The following is a 21,265-nucleotide window of genomic DNA, read 5'->3' on the forward strand; positions in this document are numbered from 1 at the left end:
CGTGTGCTTAACGCGCCGACGATGCGACGGGGAAGCTGCACACGACAGTGCCGCCCGAGTTCGAGTGGTCGATGGCGACGGTGCCATGGTGTCGCCGCGCGATCTCGCTCACGAGGGCGAGGCCGAGGCCATAGTGTCGCGTGCCGCTGCCCGGAGCGCCGGTGCGGGTGCCTGCTCGGCTGCTGGAGAATCGTTCGAAAGCGGTCGCGGCGATCGTCGGGTCGAACCCGGGCCCGTCATCGGTCACAGTTAGGACCGCTCTGGACGCGCTCGCCGTCACTGTGATGCTGACGGCGTGCTGCGCATGGTCGAGCGCGTTCGTGCACAGTGCGAGGACGAGGCGCAGGAGTGCCGCGGGCGACCCGGTCACGGTTACCGATCCTGACTTGCCTGTGCGTATCAGTTCGATGTGTCGGGCGGTCGCGTCGTCGGCGAGGAGGGCGATGGCCCGGTCGGCGACGGCGACGAGATCGACGGGCTCCTGCGTCGCGCTGCTTCGTGGGTCGGCGGCGATAAGGAGGTCGTCGAGGATTTCGGTGAGGGCGTTCGTGTCGGTGACGACGTCCTCGATGGCATCGGTGACGTCACTCGGCAGGCTGTCCTGCCCTCTGCGTTTGAGCAGCTGGGCACGGGTACTGAGGAGGGTGAGGGGGGTACGGAGCTCGTGGCTGGCGTCTGCGACGAAGCGGCGCTGGAGTGCCAGCGCATCGGCGAGGGGCCGCATGGCACGCTTCGCCATCAGATACGACGCGGCGAACGAGAGCACGACTGCGATCACACCGCCGACAAGAAGCGCGGCCGAAAGACGACTGAGCTCCTCAGCTGTCTCGTGCTGATCGATAGCGACCTGGATGACGCGGTCGTGGTCCCCATCGGCGGTGGTGAGCAGCGCGTAGGTGCGACCGTCGACGGTGCGTTCGGATCGCTGGTCCCCGCCGCCAGCTTCGACGGATTGGATCGCGGCGGTGTCGAGCAGGCCGTCGGGCATACTCTCGGACGTGACGATCTGGCCGCCGCTGTGAGTATCGACGATGGTCACAAAGGTGCCGGAGGCGGCATCCTTCCTGGAGTCGAGTTGGGTGGCGGCGCGCAGCGCATGCTCGCTGGCCTCGGCGATGCTGCTGCTCACGATCGCGAAGACGACCCCGCCGACGACGACGAGCACCACGAGGACGAGCGCGGTGAACTGGGCGGTGAGTCGTAGCGCGGCGCCCCGGAGATCCTCCGGGTCGCGAGGCCTGCGCGCCATCACCGGAGCGGTCCCAGTTGGTAGCCGATGCCGCGGATCGTTTTCACCGATTCGCGGCCGAGTTTTCTGCGCAGATAGTGCACGTAGGTGTCGATCACGCCAGGATCGTCCGCATCGGGGAACACCGTGCCGAGCAGATCGTGCCGTTCGAAGATCTGCGAGGGTCGGCGTGCGAGGTGCTCGAGGAGTTGAGATTCCCGCTCGGAGAGGTCGATCGTGTCACCGTCGCGAGTCGTGACGGTGCGGCTCCTCGTGTCCAGGGCTCCGTTTGGGAGGGGAAGCGTGGGCACGATGTTGAGATGTCTGCGCAGCAGCGCGCGGATCCGGGCGAGGAGTTCGTCAATGTCGAACGGCTTGCCGAGGTAGTCCTCGGCTCCCCGGTCCAGCCCCTCCACACGGTCGGCGGGGTTGCTGAGGGCGGACAGGATCAGCGCAGGGGTGAGCACGCCGCGTTTGCGGAGCCTGTTGAGCACGTCGAGACCCTCGATAGCCGGCAGGCCACGGTCCAGGATCATGGCATCGAAGCTCTGAGTCAGTCCTTCGTGCAAGGCTCGCTGCCCGTCGCGGGCAAGGACGGTGTCATACCCCTCGGAGCGCAGCAACTGCTCGAGCATGCCGGCGAGGCGGGCGTCGTCTTCGACGAGCAGGATCCGCGCACGCTCGGGCATGATCGCAGTATAGGCAGGGCCTGACGCGCTCATCCGAGGATTAGGCTTGCGGCTTCCCGCAGCCCGGGCGATGCGGTGATCCCCCCGTGGTCGTCGACGGTGAGGGCGTCGACGTCGAACCGGTCGAGGATGTCGTCGCACCACTGAGGACCGCCGGCCAGGATCGCGGTCGCAAGCACATCGGCGGTGACGATGTCATCGGCGACGACCGTCACCTGCCGGTAACGGACGAGAGTGTCCGATGTAGCCGGGGCTCGCCAGATGTGCTCGCCGCGTTCTGCGGTGCCGGAGGTGGCCACCGCCTGCCGTGGGTTCTGCACTTCGAGGGCGCACAGGAGGGATGTTCGGGCGTCGGGGTCTGTGATCCCGATCCGCCACGCGGAGCCGTTGATGCTGCCGCGGGTGAGGATGTCGCCGCCGACGTTGAGCACCCAGGAGGGCATGCCGAAGGTGTCGAGAATGGTGCCAGCCGCTGCGATGGCCGCGGCTTTCACGATGCCGGACAGATCCAGGACACCGTCCGGCCGGTGAGACGTGAACACGCCAGCCGTACGATGCGACCACATCATCGCCTCCCTGTAGCAGTCGCGCACGGCATCGCTGGAGTGCGCGAGCGTCAACTCCCCTGTCGCGATGCGGCTGAGCTCTGAGTCGGCACGGTAGAGGCTGAACCGGCGGTCGAACTCGGCGAAGGCATCTTCCACCTGGAGCAGCACCTCATCGCTCGGCACCGGCCCCGCGAAGCGGAGGCTCGCCGTCGTGCCCATCGTGTTGAACACATGCGTCGTCACGGTCACAGTCCAGCCTGGTCGAGGGCGGACTGGAGCGAGGTCAGGTAGGCGTTGCTCGTGTAGGTGGCACCTGAGACGCTGTGCACGTTCGCTGATTGTGCGGACAGGACTTCCTGACGAAGGATCGGGGCAGCGCGGTTGCTGATCGACACCGACCGGGAATCCTGGTCGGTGAGCTGCAGCGCGGTCACGTCGCTGAGGATGCCGTCCTGCACGGTGATCTGCACCTGGACGTCACCGAAACGCGTATGAACGGATGTCCCCGTGAAAGTCCCCGAGACAGCTGACGTCGTGGTCTCCGACGCGGACGCACTGGGTGTCGGTGCGGGCGTCGCTGTGCTGCTTCCGGCATCCGCCGACGGCGTGACAGTCGAAGTCGGTGCTGATCCGGCAGCCGTATCGGATGTCGTTGTCTCTGACTGCTGGCCATCAGCGCCGAGCTGCCAACCGACCGCGAGTACGGCAATCGAGGACAGGGCGCCCAGTATCGTAGCGCGCGCCCTCACCAGTCGAACCTCTCCACGTGGATCTGCGCTTCCCGCAATCCTGCGGCGCGGGCATCGCGAATCACCAGATCCGTCCACGCCTGCGGCCCGCACACGTAAAGGTCCGAGCGCAGCAAGTCAGGGAACGCCGAGGTGATCGTCACCCCACGCGACAGCGCCTCGGCAGACATCCAGGTGGCAAGGCCCGGAGGCCGTGCACCGAGCATCGTATACACGGTATTGCCGCGCATGCTGGGCAGTGCGCCGATCTCGCTCCACAGGTAGCTCTGGGTGGAATCGGTGCCGCGGAGGACGACGGTGGCTTCACCCGGACTGAGCGGGGAATGCTCCAGCAGGGATCGGATCGGCGTGATGCCGATGCCCGCCGCGACGACTGCGAGTTTCGGAGCGACCCGGTGCGCGTCAGTGAAGACACCGTACGGACCTTCGATCGAGACGCGCGCGCCCGGACGCACGCGTCCGATCGCGGCACTGCCGCGCCCGAGGTCACGCACTGTGATGCGCGCCGTCGTGGCGGTCGGCACAGCGGAGAAGGAGATGGGATGCGCATGCCACCACGTCGCACCCGTCCAGAACCGCCAAATCGCGTACTGGCCGCCGGCCGTGTGCAGCCGATCCAGGTTCCGCCCCGTGAGGTGGAGCGACACGACACCCGGAGCGACCTGCTCGACCCCGGCGACGCGGATGCCGTGACGCGCGCTGCGGATCATCGGCACCAGGAAGCGGAAGACACCGATCGAACCGAACGCGAGCACGTACAGGGCGAGCCAGTACACCCGCTGTCCGGTGCCTTCGGCGAGCACACCGCCCGCGCTCAGCTGGTGAGGCACGGCGACCAGCACGGCGAGGTAGCTGAGCAAGTGGATCAGATGCCAGGCCTCATAGGAGAAGCGACGGCGGACGGCGACGAGCGAAGTGACCACGACCGCGACGAGCAGCCCGAACCCGAGATAGGCGAGCAGCAGGTCCTTGCTCTGGAGGAACCCGATCGTCTCGGCAACCACGTTCGACCCGTCGCTCATCGCGTAACCGACGGTGAGGAGGGCTGCGTGGGCGAGGATCAGTGAGAGGGCGGGCTTGCCGAGCCTGCGGTGGAGGGCCATCGCCTTGTCCTGGCCGAAGACGCGGTCGATCGCCGGAATGCGAGCGGCGAGCACCAGCATCACCAGGATCAGGTCGGTACCCACAAGTCCCGTGACGATGCCGAGCGCGGTGATCGCGGAAGCGGGATCGGTGACCTGGTTCATCCCGCCGTAGGCGAGCCACAGGGAGATCGCGACGGCGACCGACAGCCAGACCGCAACAACCATCAGGTCGGCCGCGCGCATCCGTCGACGAGTGCGGACCCGCCGGACCCGCGCAACCGTATCGTCAGTGCGGAACGTTGCCGCCCGTGAAAGGGGGGCCGTATCTGTCGCCATTCTCAACTCACTTCGCGTAGCTCCGGCTATCGACAGTTCCCACGATCCCCCTCCTTTCTTCCAGGATTCTTAGCCGCCTGGCCGCGGCACGCTTCCTCACCAACGTTGCTCACCGGGACCAGCGGTGCTTGTATTGGGGTCATGTCGACAGATCTGCCCGCAGACAACCCCGCGCTCCAGCCGCACCCCGATGAGCCGCATCGCGACGGCATTGCGCAACGGTTGAACTGGCTGCGTGCCGGCGTGCTCGGCGCAAATGACGGCATCGTCTCTGTTGCCGCGATCGTGGTCGGCGTCGCCGGCGCGACCACCGCCTCCGGGCCCATCCTCACCGCCGGGCTGGCGGGGTTGGTCGGGGGTGCGATCTCGATGGCCCTCGGCGAGTACGTCTCCGTCAGCAGCCAGAGCGACAGCGAACGCGCCCTGATCGCGAAGGAACGGCAGGAACTGCGCGACATGCCGGAGGAAGAGCTCGACGAGCTCACCGGGCTCTACCGGGCCCGTGGGCTCAGCGAGCAGACCGCACGACAGGTAGCCGTGGAGCTCACCGCGCACGACGCCCTTGCCGCGCACCTATCAGCCGAGCTCAACATCGACGAGGACGACGTCGTGAGCCCCTGGCACGCGGCGGTCGCTTCCGCAGCCGCGTTCACGATCGGCGCGATCCTCCCCATGCTCGCCATCCTCCTACCCCCACCAGAGTGGCGTGTTCCGGTGACCTTCGCGGCCGTCCTCATCGCCCTCGCCATCACCGGCGCCATCTCCGCACACATCGGCGGCAGCTCCCGACCCCGCGCCATGATCCGCGTCGTCACCGGCGGCGCCCTCGCACTCGCCGCCACCTACGGGGTCGGGGTGCTCCTGGGCGCCTCGGGAGTGGCCTGATACTGAGCGAGGATCTGCTCCCGTTCGCGGTCACCGGTGCCCATCAGCCGCTTATGAAGCGGAGCAGCCAAGGAATGCTGCAAGTTCCGGTGGCTTATTCAGCACCGTTGTAAGGTTTGCAAGGAGGACGAGCCCGACGATGCGGAGGAGGGAGACCGTTGCTGCTTCAGCCAGTACCAGACTCCAGATTCGTCGGTCAGGCCGACGAGACCATCGCATCCAGATATGCGCACCGCCATGACTGCAATCCCGACGGCGGTCATCATGGTGCTCGTTTCCCTCCGGGGGGCACCATGGCCCCGCCGCCGGCCGTCCGCTGCGCGGCTTCGGGTGCCGCTGCAGCGGACACCCCTGCCCACGGCGCGAGCTGGATAGAACAAATGTTCGAACGCGGTTACCCTGGTTCCGAGAGGGGCAGGTGTGACCGTGGGGACGAACAAGCGCTATGCGGCCTCGGTCGACCGGCGGATGGATCAGAAGATCCTGGAACGCATCGCGCGCGACGCCGGCCCGCTGCAGTCTCTCTCCCGCGAAGAGATCGGCCTCGACACCGAGCCCGTGACGATCGACCCGAAACCAAGGCCCGTCCGGGCGTGGGTGCGGTTCAGCGCAACACCCGTGTGGGTCGAAGCCGAGGCGTGCCGGTGGACACCGGATGCCGTAGCTATCCGGTTCCCCGTGGGCGGTGTTGAGCATCGCGCGTGGGTATGGGCCTCTGCGGTGACGCCTCTCAGCGCGAAGCCGCCCGCCGGGTGAGCGCGAACGCGGTCATCTGTCGCCGCCCGTCGCGCACGCTGCCCACAGGCCGCGACCGTCGCGCTCGGCGGCGTTCTGAGCGGCCCTGTAGGCCTCCTGGCCGTCATAAGCGGCGTCGTAGGTGTATTCATACCCAGCGCCCGCCTCGATGAGTGTCAGGGCGATGCTGTGGCCGTCGTGGCGGACGTGCCGCAGTAGTCGGCCGCACCGGTCGACGTCGGCTTGGGTGGGGTCCGCGATCAGCTCGACGTCGCTGCGGTAGATCAGCTCATCCAGGATCTCGCGCGCCTCCTGCGCGTAACACTCGTCTGTGTTCCCACCCCGGCCGATCTCGGGGGTGTCTATCCCGATGATCCGCACCCGCTGCGCGCCGGCGCCGGTGTCGACGTCGATCGTGTCGCCGTCAACGACCGCGACCACGACACCGCTCGTCGACGAGCTGCCGGCGTCGGGACCGCCGAGAGGCACACACGCGGTAACGCAGATGCTCGCCCCGATCAGGATCGGAGCGAGCATCAAGCGCCGCGGGCTCAGCGCCATGAGACTCGGCGGCGCTGCCAGCGCACGGCCACGACGATGACGATCGCGAGCACGAGGCCAGCCACGACCGCGATCGCGGGCCGCCAGTCACCCACAGCGACGCAGCAGAAGACCGTGACAACCGCCGCGACGCTGCCGATCGTGACGGTCACAACACCCAGCCGCCACCGATCACCCAAAGCGGCGAATACCGCGGTTAGAACGAGCGCGACGAACGCGATGCCCCCGGCAACGGCGCCGAACCCCGCGATCGACTCAGCAAGTCCGGGAATGGGTGGGATTTGCGGCTGGATGTCGGGCATGCCGGATTGCGAGAACATGCGCGGTCAGCTTTCTGCGGAGGCCGGCGCTGCTGTAGCAGGGGCACGGCGGATGGGATCGACGGTGGCTGTCGCGTGGGCGAGGTCGGGACCGATCGCGGAGGCGTCGATGATGCGCCGGTACACGGTGCCCTCTCGGCCCCCGAACGAGGCATCCCGCTCGGCGCCGACGACGATCACCGCGTCGCCTTTGTGCAGCGAGCTCGCGGCATTCGCGCCGAGCTCGAACTTCGCCTCGACATAGTGAGCGAGGGGCTGGTGCCCCTCGATTCGCTCCTCGCCGCGGTACTCGTAGGTGTTCTCGAGCACCGTGAACTTGGTGATCTGGATGCGGCCCGCCTGCTGCACCTCAGGGTCGGCAGAGAGACGGCCGGTAATGAATCGAGTGGACATGGGTAGTTCCTTTCGAGGTCGAGGTCGAGGTCACTCGGACAGCGACTGATGAGCGCGTGTCGTGAAGCCCAGTAGAGCCCGCTCCTTGTCATTCGCGTCCGGCCACGCCTTCCCGGTGACGTCGACCGGCACGTACCGGTGAGTGGTGCCGTCCTCTCCGAGCTGAACGAACAGAATGAGCGTGCTCTTCACGACGGCATCGCTGCCGTCAAGGTCATCAGCTGCCTCTACCCACACGCGGCGAATGTGGGTGACGTTGATGAGGTCCGTGTTCCCGCTGTTGCGGCGGATCAGGGGTAGAAACATGCGGTTTCCTTTCTTGGCGGTCACCCCGGCAGCGGTGCGCCGGCGTTTTGCATGAACGGCTCGGGATTGATCGGCTTGCCGCTGTGGTGGATCTCAAAGTGGAGGTGGCACCCGAACGAGAACCCTGTCTCGCCCATCGTGCCGATCTGTGTTCCCGCGGCGATCTGATCGCCCTTGGCCACCCGCAGGCTGCCGTCTTCCATATGGAAGTAGCCGGACTCGATGCCGTTGCCGTGGTCGATCCACACGACGTTTCCGCGGTAGGGCTGCACGCCGGCGAAGGTCACGGTGCCGCTGCCAGCGGCCCAGATCGGGCTCCCGCATGACCCGGTGGCCAAGTCGGTCCCCTTGTGGCAGCTATCGCCCGGGCGGTTGATCTCGCACGAGCCGAATCGGTCGGTCATCTTCCCCCGGGCGGGAACGACCCACTCCCCCGTGCCTGCGCTGCACGCCGTGGTCAACGCCGTAACGATCGCTTTCGCGTCAGCCTCGAACGGGGCGTAGTGCTGGGGGTTGTCGTTGACCTGCACGGCGTGGATCGCGAGGGTCGCGGGCATCGTCTGCCACCCGTCCACGCTCGTCAGCCGGCCGTAGAACAGTGCGGCCGAGCGGGAGGGGTCCATTCGCTCCTGGACGGTGCCCCACGAATCCTGCTGCTGGAACAGTCCGATCGACGTCGTACGCGACCCGTCCGGGTTCGTCACCCCCGACGTCTCCCAGTCTCCATAGGTGACGTTCCGCAGTGACGACTCCCCCATCGCGGTCATCACCGCGAGGATCTGGCCGTGCTGGTCGATGCCGAGATCCATGCCGGCGCGGACGATCGCCGCGGCGTTGGTGAGCTGGTCACGCTTATAGCCGTTGACCTCGGCCGGCAGTGAGCCGGTGTCGGCCATACACATGTCGGCGGCATCGGCGCGCTGCACCGATGCGAGGATGAACGCCACCCCGAAGGTCAGGACGAACCCAACCACCGCGACGATCGCAACCAGCTTGATCTTCATGCGTCAGCCTGGCCGTCCCCTCGCGTCTCCTCGGCGGTTTCAGCCTGGCCGTCGCCTCGCATGCCCTCGTCGGTGTCGGTCAACCCGATCTCGATCGATGAGCGCACGTGCTGCACGTGCGTCTCGGGAACGCTGCCGTACTTGAAGACGAAGTGTCCGGGGGCAAGGTTCTGCAACGTCTCAGCGGTCGACGGGTCGAACCCGAACGTCTGCACCGCCCAGTTGGCATCTTCCTGGCGGTCCTGCCGGAAGATGTAGATGCTCTGGGCTTCGCTGATGACAGTGCGGCCGGGGGAATCGACGGGGATATCGGCGCCCTTGTGGAACACGAACACGTTGCTCAGGCCGAGGCCACGAGAGAGCTTCTGGTTCGACTTCAGCAGGTGCGCGGTGGGGCCTTGAACCATGTCCCACCCTTCCTCGTTGATGCAGGTCGTCTGCCAGCCCGGATCGGCACGAAGCCGGCCCAGCATCCACTGGTTGCCGATCGCGCGGACCACGTGCGAGGACGGACCCTCACCGGGGAGCTGAGAGATATCGAAGCTCGTCAGCTTGCCGGTCAGCGCCACCTCTTTGCTGGTGTCGCCGTCGAGCAGGCCGCCGTACTCCTCCAACAGCCCTTCGAGGGTGAACCGGACCCCAAGGCCGGCCTGATGCAGCCGGTCGCGTGCTTGCTCGCTGCCGTTCAGCTCCTCGGCATCGACGTCGCCCAGCAGCGGCAGCAGATCGCTCATGGTGGGTACGCGCCGCGCGTCCTCGAACTGCACGAGAGCCCGGGTGAGGGCCGAGCGTGCCGCCTTCTCCTCCCACTCGTCGATGCGCTCACCGTCACGAGCGATACGGAGGATCGCGTGCAGCAGCCGGTAGGTGCCGGCTGAGCCGATCTGGTTGACGATGAGCGGGTCGAGCAGGTTCAGCCGCGACCCGGAACCGTCCGTGGTGAACCGGATCGGTTCACCAGTCCCCCACTCACGCACCAGCTCCGCGTACTCGCCTTCGCCGCCGCGGTTCTTCTTGTCAAAGATCACCGCGCGCCGGCGCCGGATCAGCAGCGGCCGGATCACGTAAACCGTCTTCACGAACGACGATTTGCCTCCTCCGACACCGCCGGCGACCACGGTGTTCGGGGAGGAGATCAGGCGGGGGTTCGAGTTGTACGCGGTGATCGGATCATGGGCGATGAGGGTGTGCGAGAGCATGTCGCGACCGTTCGCGACGCCGGCGGTTCCCGTCACCGGGCCGATGAGCGCAGTGTTCAGCACGGAGGTCTGCCGGGTCGTCGAGGGGGCTCCCTCGAATACCGGCGCGTAGTACCCACGTCCCGCCTTTCGAGTGTTCGCACGCCGGTTACGCCCGGGCAGCTCATAGGGCGAGACCTCGCCGTGCGTCTCCTCGACGTCAGCGGGGATCTCCGCAACGGCAACGTCGGACTGCTTCTTGCTCCGCCGCGACCGGCGGGGCGTCGTGCTCTCGCTCACGCGATCGCCTCCTTGTCTCCCCCGCCCGCGATGACGCGCATAGCGCGTGCACCGAAGGTGGGTACGTGCGGGCGCAGCCCGCGCGCGATGGGCCAGGTCGTGCCGCTTGCTGCGGCCTGGTACGAGTCCAGCCACTCCAACCGCTGGATGCCGACTTCGTTGGCGCAGACCTCCGCGAGTTCCCGGCTCGCTGAGGCGAGACGGTCGCGGCTGTCGGTGGTGATGGTGATGAAACCGACCCAGTTCGCGCCGTGGTGTCCGCTGCCTTCCGCGAGGTCGCTGCGTCGACGCTGGGCGGCGAGGATCTTCACCTTGCCCTCGTCCAGCGGGATCTTCCCGTTCGATGTTTCGGAGATCTCCGCGGCCATGTCCGACACGAGGTCACGACGTGCGGCATGGCGGGCTTCCCCGGCGGGGATCAGCTCGACGTGGAAGCTGACGGTGCGGATCATGTCCAGCTCGCGGCCGACCAGCAGCTCGAGCAGCCACAGCGGGCGCCGCTGCGCGACGGTGAGCGATTCCGCGCGGATCACCGCGGTGCGGTGCCACCACTCAACGTGCTCGCCCGATTCCGGGTCGATGCCCTCTACGACGTGAGCGGAGTACTCCCCGCCCCGGGCTCGTTCTCCGGTGCTCGTGGGTTCCATGTCGCGCACCAGGTCGAGGGGCCGTGAGGGGTTCTGCATGTGGCGGATCACCGCCGCCGTTCCGCGGGCGGTGAGCGGTTCCGCCCATGAGTGGCGGGAGTCGAGCAGCCCGCGGCGGAACGACTCGATCTCGGCTGCCATGAGCTTGCGCCACCCGTCACGACCGGTGCCGTACTTGCGTGCCTGCTCGACGAACCGAGCGTTCACGGGCCAGCGGCCCACGACGTAGTGGCGCTGCACCATGGCTCCACGAGACGACTCGATCAGCACCTCTTCGTAGGACTTCTTCGCCCAATCGGGCGCGTCCTCGTCGATGTTGTTGAGCACCCAGAACTCCTGCAGCGCGGTGTCTGCCGGCAGAACCCGGGTGACCGACTGCATCATGCGCATCAGCGAGCCCGGAGCGGCCTTACTGGCCTGGAAGGCTCCGAACGCTTCGGCGCCGCGTACGACGTTCTCGGACGACTCCATGCCGCGCAGCTGGCCACTCACCGAGAACGCGACACTCAGGTAGGGCTCTTCCCCGGTCGGGCCGTGCCAGGCGATCCCGGGGACGCCACGGCCGGACTGCAACCAGCCCATACCGTCGCAGCCGTCCGGGTTGGCTCGCATCGCGTTCAGCTCACGCGCCCATTCGATGCGGCCGGCCCGGTCAGCCTTGTCCTTGGTCTTGTTCGTCTGCTCAAGCGCGGTGGTCAGCAGCGCCGCACGATCGGCGTCGTACGGGATGAACTCATCCGCGTGCGTGCGCTGGGCGAGCTGGTGCCGCCGCGAGCGGCGCCGACGTTCGATGATGCTCCCGTTATGGGTGCCGCTCGTGAGGATGACGAGGACCGTCACGCCCACCAAAGCGGAGACGATCGCGACCCACCCGAGGGCCGGCGTGAAGACCATGCCGACACCGATAATCGCCACCGTGCCCCATCCCCGGGACTTGCTCTGAGTGCCCCAGAATCCGCGGTGGCGGCCCTCGCCGCCGAGGATGTAGATGCCGCGCTCGGACTCGTACTGTGACTCGCTCACTGCGGGCGCTCCTTACCTTGAACGGGCGGGGGTGTGACGGATTCGTGTGCTGTCTCGCTTGCCTTCCTCGCGACGGTCTGCGCACCCTTCGCGGCCACGGCGGTCCCCGCGTTAAATGCCGTCGACGCCTTGGTGCCCGCACTTGCCAGGGCGGGCGTGCCGGCGCCGGTGGGCTGCTTCGCGCGTACCTTCCCCGCGTTCTGGGCGCCGAGCTTGGGGGCAATGGAGCCCGCAGCGTCGCTCGGCCGCGCAGATGTGCGAACGGTCTGACGCGTGGGCGCTGCGGGCGCCTCACGGCTGGGAGCGCGGTGCGACCGGCCGGGCGACGTCGGCCCGATCGGTGTCGTCGGCGTCGAATCCGACGTCGGCGCCGCGGCAATGCTCTTCCGAGCCCACGTGATCAGCACGAACGGCAGGAAGACGGCCAGCACGATCGCCATGACGGCGATGATGACGCGGGCGAGGTTCTTGAACCCGTCGTTACCCCATGCGGCCACCGAGTCGATCGGCAACCGGAACGCGAATCCGAGTGCGAGGAAGAGCAGAGGCTGCACAAGGAGCATCCCGACCCACAGGCCAACGGCTCGCGACGCGGCAGCACGGCGACGCGGGTCGACCATCCATGCAATAGCGATGGGGATGAGCGCGCCGGTGAAGTACTGGACGACGAGCTGGAAGATGAAGATGAACGGGATGATGAGCATGCCCAGCGTCATCGCCCAGATGACGATCATGCCCACGACGGCCGCGCCGGTCATCTTCGCGGGGTCATCCGGGGCGATGGTCGAGAACGTCTCAACCATCTGCTCGATCGATCCGCCATAGGCCCAATCGATGATGCTGCGGGTCAGCAGTCGCAGCAGCTCGATGATCGACAGCCCAATGAGAGGGCCGAACATCGCGCCCATGATGAAACCGGGGAAGTACAGCCCGATCGCCTCGAAAAGCTCCTGCCCGCTCTGGTCGCCCTTCGCGACGCGCACGAACTGCGGGAACAGCAACAGAACGGCGAGCATCAACGCGAGCGCGAACGACACGGCGTAGGTGCTTAGGAACGACTGCAACGTGAGATCCGGGAGAGTCGACTCGGTGATCGCCGGAATGACGTCCCGGCTGAGGCTGATCGTCGCGTCGCGGCCCGACTTGTACATGTTCCCGAACGGATCGGACCAGAAGTTGACGACCCCGCCCACGGCGTCGACAGCACCGGACACACCGTCGGTGAAGTCACCCCAAAGGTCGATGCGGTGCATCAGCAGCCCTCCGGGATGACCGTTCCTGTGGTGCGAAGTGTGTTCGCATCGTCCTTGAACTCACCGTCTTCGATCGCCCACCCGTTATCGGTCCAAACGACGCCATAGGAAGGCATGAAGTTGAGCGTCGGATCGATCGCCCCCTGAAGCACCAGCGGCAGCATCAGCGTGAGATCCACTCGCTGATCCGTGAAGCTGTCCACCCGGTAGTAGCCGTTCAGGCTGGTGAGGTAGAACTGCGACGCATCGACCTTCTCGGCAGATGCAGCCGACTGCGCGAGGTTCGGCGCGACAGACGCCACACCGTCGATGAGCGCAACCTCTTCGGCGGGTACGACCGGCTTCTGCCCGATCCACCGCGTAAACGCGATCGCGAACGAGACGGCGCCTTCGGGGGTTTGCGGTGCCGCGGCCTGCGCGTCGAGCACGGCCTGCGGTCCACGGGAGTCGCCTCCGAGGCAGCCGTCGACGCCCGCCACGGCAGGGGGGGGAGGTCGTGGCGGACGTCGACGGGGTTTGTGGGGTTGTGGGCTGAGCGGGCGGCTCGGGCGCCGCGGTGTTGTCCCCGCGGCTGCCGAGGAATACGCCGAGCCCGATGCCGCCGGCGACGAGAATCGCGGCGGCCGCGATGACCGCGACCCATACCCAGCGGCGGCGCGGTGCTGTCGTCGGCGTGCTCATGGTCAGGCGAAGATCGCGATGATGGCGCCAACAACGACGGCGAGGGCGACCAAGACGCCGAGGGAGATGCTGGCCCACAGCACCTGCTTTTTGCCCTCTGCGACGGCGGCGGGGTTGCTCTCGCCGTTCTGGCCAACCTTCACGATCGCTTGGATGAGGAAAACGATGCTGATGACGATTGCGATCGCCCAGACACCGGCGAGGATCTTCTGCCACAGCTCAGTGAACTGCGCTCCAAAGATCGTGAAGTCGGGGATGATCCCGTCAAGCGGATTCTGCATGTCACTGCGCCTTTCGTAGTTCGGTGTTGAGTTGCTCGACCACGCCGGCTGTCAGTCGGGTGATTGCGTCCTTCGTGGCAGGCGCGAGCTGGCCGTAGACGAGCGTCGTGCGCTCAGCGATGTGGTGATCCATCGGCAGGTGGTAGACCGCTCGGATGCCGGCCTTCTCGATCAGCTCGTCTGCGTAAGCGCTGACCTCGGCATCCTCGGGCCGGCCGTCGTGGGTACGGACGACGATCGCGTTTCGTGCCAGATGCGCGGCGTGGCCGCCGCCCTGGTGGAGGTGCCGGAGGAGCTGCATAGCGCCTTGCAGGGCGTCGAGAGCATCCAGCACGGGGATCACGAGAACGTCGGTGACATCGAGTGCCCCGTGGAACGCGCTCGAGCTGGGCTGGTTACCGGTGTCCATGACGCGGACGGGGAAGAACTCGTCGATCTTGCTCGTGATCCGCTTGACGTCCTCGCCGCTCAGGGGCTCCCGGTCGCCCACGGTGCCGATCACGGATGCGTAGCTGGTTTGCTGCGAGACATAGCCGGCGAGGTGGCCGGCGCCGCGGATCTGGTCGAGGTCGCGCAGCAGCTCGGCAACGCCGACGTTCGCGCGACCTTCGGAACGCACCGACAGGGCGCCGGGGTCGTCTGCGACCTCGACAACAACTGTCCCTCCCCCACGGGTGGTAGCAAAGCAGCCACCGATCGCGAGCGAGAGGGGTGTCTTCCCGACGCCGCCTTTGGGATTGGCAACGAGAATCCCGACGCTGCGCTGCCAGCGCGACAGTCGGATGAGCGATCGAGCGCTACCCAGCTCGGCCGCGGCCAGTTCCGCGGGGCCCTGCTTCACCTTGAAACCCAGGTTTCGTGCGACGGCCCGCCAGCCAAGCGACGGCGCCTCTGCGGCACGTTCGCGACGGTTAATTCGGAGATCTACCGACGGGACGCCGCCGGCAGCCTCCGGCGCGCCCTGCGCTTCATCCGGCAGGGGCACGTCGTCGATCACCGCCGGAGGCTCGGCCGGTGCAACATCGTTGCGAAACCGGTCGAGCAGATCGTCCGTCGGTGAAGCTTGCGCTTTATGCGTCTTGTCCCCCATTTGGGGGACAGATTCACCCGCTCGCGGCGATGACGGCAGCTCGACCGACTCGACGTAGCCCTCGGCGCGTGACGCGCCTCGGAAGCTTGTATTTTCGACCTTTTCAGTCACTTCGCACCCCCTGCGTGCACCATGCTAACGACGGGCGATGACATGCTCCCCGCGGGAGGCGATAACTCGCCCTCGAATCAACGGTAACGCGTTACCCGAGATGTTGGATGAGAGTGCTTTAACAATCTGGGTCATGCCACTACTGGCACAATGAAGCCATGCCGATTCGCACCCCGATACCCGACCTGACGGGGGAACCGCTGAACGCGCATCGGGTCATTCAGAACGAATCGCGCCTGATCTGCCTGCGGTACCTCCTCAGCGTCGAGTCCGCATCCCGCGCCGAGATCACACAGGCCACCGGCCTTGCGGTGACGACGACTGTCGAAGCCCTCACAGAGCTTGAAGAGCGCGGCTACGTGACAGACCCGAACATGCCCGCGCATTCTCGTGCCGGCAGGCGTCCGCAGTACAAGGCGAATCGGGAACGAGTCACGACCGAACTTCTCGCGTTCGTGAGCTGGGTTCTCAGGTAGTCACGCCCGCCGACATGGCACTCGGGGTTGACACGTACGTGTCAACCCCGAGTAGCGTCCGCACTGTCAGCTAACTGGCTGTTCCGTACTGAAAGGTGGAAGCAGCCCAGCCAAGGATGATCCACGTCAGGGCGGGGGCGATAACGCTCACGGAAGCCAGACCCCACAGCAGGCGGTCGCGTGTCCGGTGTGCAATGTAGCCCGCCCACACAGCAAGCAAGATGCAGACGGCGGTGGCACCAACTGTCAGGAATGTGACTGTCCAGCTCGAGTGAATCGTGGCTGTAGTGCCGTCTGCGAGCAGCCAGGTGCACTGCCGCCCGATGGGCCACGCGGAGGCCTCGGCGTACGTCAGCGCCTGCTCTGTCAAGGCAACGTTGGCAGGGGGCGCAAGTTGACATTGCGCCTCTGCGCTGACCCTCGTTTCCAGGTACTGCGCAGCAAGTCCGACTACGAGAAACGATCCCGCCACAAAGAAAACGGCCGTGAGGGCGGCTCTGAGCCGCCCGTGCCCTTTGTTTCTCATAGTCGGACCTCCGCTAAGAAAGTACTGGAGTCAGCACGGGTACTTGCTGGGGGGAATCTCTCCGTAGCCCCCAGAGTTCCAGCACACAGTCGGTGCCGTCCAGTTTCGCCACGAGGCGAGCGTGCCGCGCGACTGGTATCCGGTCTGCGTGAGCCCCATGCAGTCGGTGTTGGACAGCCAGGGCTGAAGAAGGCAGCCTGTGGAGTTGACGGGCTGGATGTTCCCCGAGATCCGTCCGATGTTGTCGAGTCCACGGGGCGCGGTGACGAGGATGAGCATCTCTTGCATCCCGTTCGGCCACGCGCCGAGAGTTTGCGGGCTCCGGATGCCGATGCCAATCGAGTTGCGGTTGCACTCGTCGAAGAGATCGTTGTAGTCGGCGTATGCGCCGAGACGCGAGGGCAGCGGGTTCAAGCCGAAGCCCGAGTCGTACATCACCGACCAGTTCCACCCGTAGTTCTTCGCGAACGGTCGATCTTTGTAGTTGGCCGCAGCGACCGAGCAGTTAGGACGTTGGTTGACCTGGTAAGCCGACGCATCTGTGTACACGTTCACCTCGGCTTCCCATCCGTCCTCGCCGTTCATGACATCTGTGGAAGCTTGACCCGGGTACCAGTTCAAGTACTGATCGAACAGAACAGTGCTGCTGGTGGGTCTTGTGATCTGGACGTCGACCGAGGTGGGCTCCCAACGCGTGGCCGCCCGGGCGGCGCCCCTCGCCTGCTGGTCCACGCCTGCCATATCGATTCCTGCTCGCTCCCGACGAGATTCGAACAGCTGCTCGATGCGTGCCGGATCGGCAGCCGGGGCAACGTAACTCGAGGAACGAGCTGTAGAGCTGAGAGGCGGACTCACGGTGAGCCCCTTAGACATGTAGAGGCTTTTCGCTTGCTCCGTCGGCATCTCTACAACAACGTGAGATATCTCTGGCTGCGTCCCATAGAGATCGTTGAACTCCGCGAGATACGTCTCCACGTCCACGCCAGAGCTCGGGGAGTACTCACCGACCACCACATCGTTCTCGAACCGGAACGCCGAAACGGGGTAGCCGAGAGCCTCCTCCATGCTCACAACATCCTGAAGACGCTGATGAGAAGTGAGGGGCACGTCGACCCGGGCAGTGGCGGGAGCAGAGACAGCGGTGGGCGGGCTCCCTGTAGCCTCGCCCCCCGGTTCGGCGGCATAGCTCGGGGCGGTCGCTACGAGAGCCAAAACCGCTGCGGTTGCTCCAGTTGCCATGAGTCGGGACTTCTTCATCGATCGCTCCGCATCTTCTTTCACGCTGGGGTGAGGTTGGGATCGGTGCACGGTCATACGAGATGACATGCAGCCGTCGAGACACATACTCCTTGTGCCCCATGCCGCACGCGTTACGTCGCAAGCCGCCCCACGCCATTCAAGGCGGCTCTCAACGCGAGACCTGTCGCTGTGTGGCCGCGCCACCGGGCTGATCAGGCCGCCCAATTTTTCCGATGGATCTCATCCATATGGATGATGGTCAGCTGGGCGCTGCGGCTATTGGCTCCAGAGCGCGAGGATCGCTTCTTCGATGAGGACGCGCTTTGACGCCTTGCTTCCGCGCCTTGCCTTCTCGCGCGCGACTGCGGCATCGAGCACGGCCGCGACGTCGGGGCTGATGCGCGTCGCGAGCTGCACGGTCACTTCCGAACCCCCAGCCACGGGGGCCGGCGCGGGCGATGCCGCGAACCGCGTGTTCGTCGTCGGAGCAGGCGACGGGGCTGCCGCGGGCGCCTCGGCGCCCTTGCCCTCGACAGGGCTTTTGGACACGGTTGCCGGCGCCGGCGTCGGTGCGGGGCTGGGTTTGTAATCGATCGGGTCAACCCCGGCGTCGGGAGCGGGACGTGGGCGGGAACGGGCGGGCCGGTCGGGCTGGTTCGCGGTCATCGGATCACCTTTCGCATCACTTCGCTGTATGCCTCTCGCACCGGCGTTCCCTTGCGGTACGCGCCGTACCACTCCCCCGCCATGCGGACCTCGGGAACGATCGCCAGGTGCGGGACGATCGGCTCGATAATCGGCGCGAGCTCGCGCACCTGGTCGATCGCGTCCTGTTCGGCGTAGGACAAGAAGCCCGTGCCGTCGCGGGTCATCGTGACTCCGGCTTCTTCGATCCCGGTTGCCGCTCCCAGGCGCGCCATGCTGCGCCTGAACGCCTCCACGGTGCGCTTCGCACCGGTCACCCCATCGATGCCCGAATCGGACGCCGTAGCGGCGTACAGCACCCGATCCGAGGCGTGCAGAGCAGACAGCGTCAGAGGACCGCCCTGACGGTTCGCGCAGTCGATCACCACAACGTCGGCGTCGAGGTCGACCAGCGACGCCTTGAGCCGCAGCTCGGCGTAGTCGTCGCGCTCGCTCTCGCGGTTGCTGAGGTCACGAGCGGAGGGGATCACGCGCAACAGCTCATGCCAACGGCTCGGCACGGCGAGATCCTGCGCCCAACCAGTGGGCTCTTCCTTGGCCCCGAGGATCGCGCCAACGTGCAGCCCCTCCCCCACCGGCTCAGTGCGCGTCCACTTCGTCGATGCCGCACGTGGGTCGAGGTCGATAAGCACCGTGCGATGCCCGGCTTCGGCCGAGGTCATCGCCACCGATACCGCCGCGGTCGTCTTACTGACTCCGCCCGCCTCGCTGTAGACCATCACGATTTGCATGCTTCCATCCTACCTTCTAGCTAACGTTCCAGCTAGCTTTCTTTCTGCCTATCTGACTAGCTAGCTTTCTAGAAAGACAGCTAGCTACCGCCCTGTCTCAGACGGTTCGTCTGAGACGCTTACGACGCGAGTTCGCTGGTCCGCACGGGCGCAGCCTTGCCGAGCTGGTCGATGCGTTGGCGGCTGATGCCGAGCGCTGCCGCCGCGGCCTCTGCGGGGTAGCCCTGAGCGCGGAGGGCTCGAACGGCGTCACGGCGGAGCATGGCTGCGCGGGTCTGCTGTTCGCGGGCGGCTTCTTCGGCGGCGGTGCTGTCTTTCCAGAGCTGGGCGACGTCTTCGGGGATCACGACGTCGACATCGACGGTTACCGCGTCGTCATCGAGCCACGCCGCTGCGAGTTCGTGAGCCGCCTTGTCGATGCCTCGGAAGGTCGTCGCGGTGCCGGTCGCGATGATCGTGCCGCCGGCGGGGGAGGGACTGGTGAGTTCGGGGATCTCGATCGTCCACCATCCGTCTTCGTCTCGGTACGCGCGAGCTGCAAGCTGTCGGGTCATCTGTCGGCTCCTTTCAGTTCCAGTTGGCCGGGGTGTCGTCGAATGCGTTCTGAATCTGTCGCACGATGCCCGCGGACACCTCGCCGCCGTGAGCGGCGATCACCAGCGTCATGGCGCCGTCTGACGATTTCCACGTCTCGTGACTGCCTTTGGTTCGCACGTGCTCCCAGCCCTTTGAGCGCAGGAACTTCGCTACGTCCCGGTGCTTCTGTCGCTTGGTCATAAGACTATGCTAGTCCCCCTAGCACTGCAATGCAAGGGGGACTAGCTATTTTCTTCGGATTCGAACGCGGTGCCGCAGATGCCGCAGATGATGGGGCCTGCCTCGATGACGCTGAGAGAGGCGCGGATCTTCCGCCCGCATCCGCAGACGACGGCGGCGCCGTTGTTGTTGCTCTTCCGTCCTCCGCCGGTGGCGATCGCTTCGGCGCGGCGGTGAGCGGTGATCGCGGTGTGCAGCGTCGCGATCGTCTCGGCGTACTCGGCTTCGGTGTGACGGGGGAGTGTCGTCACGCTCCACCCGATGCTCTGATCGTGCTCGATGGTGAGCCCGAGGCCTTCGGCAATGCTCTTGAATCGCTGGTTGTGGTAGCGGCCCTGACGGCTGGTGTCCTGGATGCCGCGGGACTGTGCGGCCGCGTGTGCGGCCTCGTGCAGCAGCGTCGCGAGGACGGACGCGGCGCCCCCGGCCAGGCCCTCACCGCCGACGAACAGCTCGTGCAGCTCGTCCTCTCCGCGCACCCATCGCGCTGCGGCGAAGTGTCCGAGCTTCATCCCCTTTGCCTCGCTCCCGCTGCCGATCGTGACGACGACCTCGGGAACCTCGGGGTGACGCTTGCGGATATCGGCCCACGCCTGCTCGATTGCGGCGACCAGGGGAGCGGCGACGGTGGCGCTCATGCGTTCACCGCCTCGGGGACTGGCGGAGAGGCAATATCGAAGGTTGCACTATTCGGCGTGGAATCAGTTTCCGCGCTCGTTACGCCTCCCCGCTCGCAGTTCGTGGACGGCCCTTCATGCGTTGCGCGGGGCGCGCGTGTAATCGAACACGTCGGCGCCAGAGTTCGATCCGATCAGGTGGTACAGGACCCCGTCGTGATCGATCACGGGCTTGGCTGTGCCGTCCGGTTGAAGGGGACACAGGACGGGTCGACCTTCTTTGGTCGGCGTGACGTCTTCGTGCAGCAGTGCGATGTACGTCTCGATCGTCATGCCCTCACGCTAACCCGCCGGGCTGGTGCGTCAGGGGTGCCCCATTCTCTGGTTGAGCGAGCGGTGGCCAAATCGATCACGATCACGCCACCTCAGGAGGTTGCGCCACACTGTTCGTGACCATCACCAGCGACGGTTCGCTGGCATGCGCGGCCGTGACGAACACGCTGGCGGAGGTGATCATCGGACCGTCTCTTCAATGGTGCAAGTACCTATTCAAGCGATGGTTACTCGTCAGTTCTCAGCTCTGGTGTATCAGCCGGTCGCGGTCAGCGAGCGTGCGCAGCCGGTAGTCGACGTCGGAGGACCCTTCGATCGTCACCCACAGGTCGCCCACCGCGCAGTATGCGGCTGAGCCCTGCGGCGCCCGGAATGCGGCGCCTTCATGGTCGCGGCCGTTGATGTGGATGATGGCGGGC

The 21,265-nt window shown here is 66.3% G+C and carries 26 protein-coding genes; 3 read left to right on the plus strand and 23 right to left on the minus strand.

Annotated features, from left to right (window positions below; genetic code table 11):
* Positions 1-7 precede the first annotated feature (7 nt).
* The 5 genes from VC184_RS14760 to VC184_RS14780 form a co-directional block, all read right to left on the minus strand.
* The gene (locus VC184_RS14760) at positions 8-1,249 is read right to left on the minus strand and encodes a sensor histidine kinase (protein WP_269268750.1); all 1,242 of its coding nucleotides are present in this window, start codon (positions 1,247-1,249) and stop codon (positions 8-10) included.
* The gene (locus VC184_RS14765; RefSeq protein ID WP_269268749.1) at positions 1,249-1,917 is read right to left on the minus strand and encodes a response regulator transcription factor; all 669 of its coding nucleotides are present in this window, start codon (positions 1,915-1,917) and stop codon (positions 1,249-1,251) included. Before VC184_RS14765 ends, VC184_RS14760 begins: the two co-directional genes overlap by 1 nt.
* A gap of 29 nt (positions 1,918-1,946) precedes the next feature.
* Positions 1,947-2,708 carry an FAD:protein FMN transferase gene (locus VC184_RS14770; protein ID WP_269268748.1) on the minus strand — a complete coding sequence of 254 codons (762 nt, stop codon included), beginning with the start codon at positions 2,706-2,708 and terminating at the stop codon, positions 1,947-1,949.
* Between the two features lie 2 nt (positions 2,709-2,710).
* Positions 2,711-2,935 carry an FMN-binding protein gene (locus VC184_RS14775; protein WP_311200160.1) on the minus strand — a complete coding sequence of 75 codons (225 nt, stop codon included), beginning with the start codon at positions 2,933-2,935 and terminating at the stop codon, positions 2,711-2,713.
* Between the two features lie 275 nt (positions 2,936-3,210).
* On the minus strand, positions 3,211-4,542 hold the full coding sequence (locus VC184_RS14780) for a ferredoxin reductase family protein (RefSeq protein WP_282502679.1): 1,332 nt from the start codon (positions 4,540-4,542) through the stop codon (positions 3,211-3,213).
* A gap of 234 nt (positions 4,543-4,776) precedes the next feature.
* On the opposite strand from VC184_RS14780, the gene VC184_RS14785 reads away from it, so the two are divergent.
* Both VC184_RS14785 and VC184_RS14790 read left to right on the plus strand, forming a co-directional pair.
* Entirely contained in the window at positions 4,777-5,520 is a 744-nt protein-coding gene (locus VC184_RS14785; RefSeq protein ID WP_269268746.1) for a VIT1/CCC1 transporter family protein, read from the plus strand.
* A 420-nt stretch (positions 5,521-5,940) separates the two neighbouring features.
* Positions 5,941-6,276, plus strand: a complete 336-nt coding sequence (locus VC184_RS14790) for a hypothetical protein (protein ID WP_269268745.1) — start codon at positions 5,941-5,943, stop codon at positions 6,274-6,276.
* A 12-nt stretch (positions 6,277-6,288) separates the two neighbouring features.
* Here VC184_RS14790 and VC184_RS14795 read toward each other — a convergent pair whose 3' ends face one another.
* The 11 genes from VC184_RS14795 to VC184_RS14845 form a co-directional block, all read right to left on the minus strand.
* Complete coding sequence (locus tag VC184_RS14795; RefSeq protein WP_269268744.1) at positions 6,289-6,792, minus strand: thermonuclease family protein; 504 nt, start codon at positions 6,790-6,792, stop codon at positions 6,289-6,291.
* Positions 6,793-6,806: 14 nt separating this feature from the next.
* Positions 6,807-7,136: a hypothetical protein gene (locus VC184_RS14800; RefSeq protein WP_269268743.1), complete on the minus strand. Its 330-nt coding sequence runs from the start codon at positions 7,134-7,136 to the stop codon at positions 6,807-6,809.
* A gap of 6 nt (positions 7,137-7,142) precedes the next feature.
* The gene (locus tag VC184_RS14805; RefSeq protein WP_269268742.1) at positions 7,143-7,529 is read right to left on the minus strand and encodes a single-stranded DNA-binding protein; all 387 of its coding nucleotides are present in this window, start codon (positions 7,527-7,529) and stop codon (positions 7,143-7,145) included.
* A gap of 30 nt (positions 7,530-7,559) precedes the next feature.
* On the minus strand, positions 7,560-7,859 hold the full coding sequence (locus VC184_RS14810) for a hypothetical protein (protein WP_269268741.1): 300 nt from the start codon (positions 7,857-7,859) through the stop codon (positions 7,560-7,562).
* Positions 7,856-8,839, minus strand: a complete 984-nt coding sequence (locus VC184_RS14815) for a M23 family metallopeptidase (RefSeq protein WP_269268740.1) — start codon at positions 8,837-8,839, stop codon at positions 7,856-7,858. Before VC184_RS14815 ends, VC184_RS14810 begins: the two co-directional genes overlap by 4 nt.
* Positions 8,836-10,317 carry an ATP/GTP-binding protein gene (locus VC184_RS14820; protein WP_269268739.1) on the minus strand — a complete coding sequence of 494 codons (1,482 nt, stop codon included), beginning with the start codon at positions 10,315-10,317 and terminating at the stop codon, positions 8,836-8,838. The genes VC184_RS14815 and VC184_RS14820 overlap by 4 nt, the downstream gene beginning before the upstream one ends.
* Complete coding sequence (locus VC184_RS14825) at positions 10,314-11,987, minus strand: SCO6880 family protein (protein WP_269268738.1); 1,674 nt, start codon at positions 11,985-11,987, stop codon at positions 10,314-10,316. The genes VC184_RS14820 and VC184_RS14825 overlap by 4 nt, the downstream gene beginning before the upstream one ends.
* A complete protein-coding gene (locus tag VC184_RS14830) occupies positions 11,984-13,240 on the minus strand; it encodes a hypothetical protein (RefSeq protein WP_269268737.1) in 1,257 nt (418 codons plus the stop codon). Before VC184_RS14830 ends, VC184_RS14825 begins: the two co-directional genes overlap by 4 nt.
* Positions 13,240-13,719, minus strand: a complete 480-nt coding sequence (locus tag VC184_RS14835; RefSeq protein ID WP_323986759.1) for a hypothetical protein — start codon at positions 13,717-13,719, stop codon at positions 13,240-13,242. The genes VC184_RS14830 and VC184_RS14835 overlap by 1 nt, the downstream gene beginning before the upstream one ends.
* A gap of 204 nt (positions 13,720-13,923) precedes the next feature.
* Positions 13,924-14,202, minus strand: coding sequence for a hypothetical protein (locus VC184_RS14840; RefSeq protein ID WP_269268735.1), 279 nt, complete (start codon positions 14,200-14,202; stop codon positions 13,924-13,926).
* Between the two features lies 1 nt (position 14,203).
* Positions 14,204-15,403, minus strand: coding sequence for a nucleotide-binding protein (locus VC184_RS14845; RefSeq protein ID WP_323986760.1), 1,200 nt, complete (start codon positions 15,401-15,403; stop codon positions 14,204-14,206).
* A 158-nt stretch (positions 15,404-15,561) separates the two neighbouring features.
* Between VC184_RS14845 and VC184_RS14850 the strand changes: the two genes are divergently transcribed.
* On the plus strand, positions 15,562-15,879 hold the full coding sequence (locus VC184_RS14850; RefSeq protein ID WP_269268733.1) for a hypothetical protein: 318 nt from the start codon (positions 15,562-15,564) through the stop codon (positions 15,877-15,879).
* A gap of 556 nt (positions 15,880-16,435) precedes the next feature.
* Here the strand turns inward: VC184_RS14850 and VC184_RS14855 are convergent.
* The 7 genes from VC184_RS14855 to VC184_RS14885 all read right to left on the minus strand — a co-directional run bounded on the left by VC184_RS14855 (position 16,436) and on the right by VC184_RS14885 (position 20,846).
* Positions 16,436-17,662: a hypothetical protein gene (locus VC184_RS14855; RefSeq protein ID WP_282502688.1), complete on the minus strand. Its 1,227-nt coding sequence runs from the start codon at positions 17,660-17,662 to the stop codon at positions 16,436-16,438.
* Positions 17,663-17,920: 258 nt separating this feature from the next.
* Positions 17,921-18,310: a hypothetical protein gene (locus tag VC184_RS14860; protein ID WP_269268792.1), complete on the minus strand. Its 390-nt coding sequence runs from the start codon at positions 18,308-18,310 to the stop codon at positions 17,921-17,923.
* Positions 18,307-19,068, minus strand: coding sequence for a ParA family protein (locus VC184_RS14865; protein WP_282502687.1), 762 nt, complete (start codon positions 19,066-19,068; stop codon positions 18,307-18,309). Before VC184_RS14865 ends, VC184_RS14860 begins: the two co-directional genes overlap by 4 nt.
* 131 nt (positions 19,069-19,199) lie before the next feature.
* Positions 19,200-19,634, minus strand: coding sequence for a hypothetical protein (locus tag VC184_RS14870; RefSeq protein WP_269268790.1), 435 nt, complete (start codon positions 19,632-19,634; stop codon positions 19,200-19,202).
* A 13-nt stretch (positions 19,635-19,647) separates the two neighbouring features.
* Positions 19,648-19,857, minus strand: coding sequence for a type II toxin-antitoxin system HicA family toxin (locus tag VC184_RS14875; RefSeq protein WP_269268789.1), 210 nt, complete (start codon positions 19,855-19,857; stop codon positions 19,648-19,650).
* A gap of 41 nt (positions 19,858-19,898) precedes the next feature.
* Positions 19,899-20,534, minus strand: coding sequence for a hypothetical protein (locus tag VC184_RS14880; RefSeq protein WP_269268788.1), 636 nt, complete (start codon positions 20,532-20,534; stop codon positions 19,899-19,901).
* A gap of 114 nt (positions 20,535-20,648) precedes the next feature.
* Positions 20,649-20,846, minus strand: a complete 198-nt coding sequence (locus VC184_RS14885; RefSeq protein WP_234058077.1) for a hypothetical protein — start codon at positions 20,844-20,846, stop codon at positions 20,649-20,651.
* Positions 20,847-21,265 lie beyond the last annotated feature (419 nt).

The sequence above is a fragment of the Microbacterium plantarum genome, from assembly GCF_035231185.1.
GTDB classification, from domain to species: domain Bacteria; phylum Actinomycetota; class Actinomycetes; order Actinomycetales; family Microbacteriaceae; genus Microbacterium; species Microbacterium plantarum.